Genomic DNA, 378 nt, shown 5'->3' with positions numbered 1-378 from the left:
TGGGTCAGGATGCGATGCCATGTCTGCGTCTTAGCCTTGGAGATCGCCTCGTGCGTTTTCGACATCTCCTGCAGGTCGTTGATCCCGGCGGCGAGCGGATCGACGTATCGCTGGGTGGCGCCAATCCGCAGCATGTGCAGGATCACTTGCGCATCCTTGGAATCGTTCTTGTCCCAGCCATTGTGCAGAGCCTCGCGCGTTCGAGCCAAGGCAACGGACGAGATCAAGCGCAACTCGAAGCCGGCGGACAGCAGGTGATGCGCCAGCGTGCGATGGTAGTTACCAGTAGCCTCGAAGCCGACGATGATCGGACGCCCGATGTCGCTAAGATCCGTGGCCAGGCGATCATAATCTGCCTTTGTCGCCATCACCGTCATG

At 59.8% G+C, this 378-nt stretch carries 1 protein-coding gene; it reads right to left on the bottom strand.

All coding sequences use genetic code 11. The features are described 5' to 3' along the window. A partial coding sequence (locus ACYPYD_RS27160) for an IS110 family transposase (RefSeq protein ID WP_459666891.1) occupies positions 1–378 on the bottom strand: 378 nt, incomplete at both ends.

It is taken from the genome of Novosphingobium sp. 11B (genome assembly GCF_054589055.1).
The sequence above is the reverse complement of the archived record's forward strand: the minus strand, read 5'-3'. Positions and strand labels throughout refer to the sequence as shown.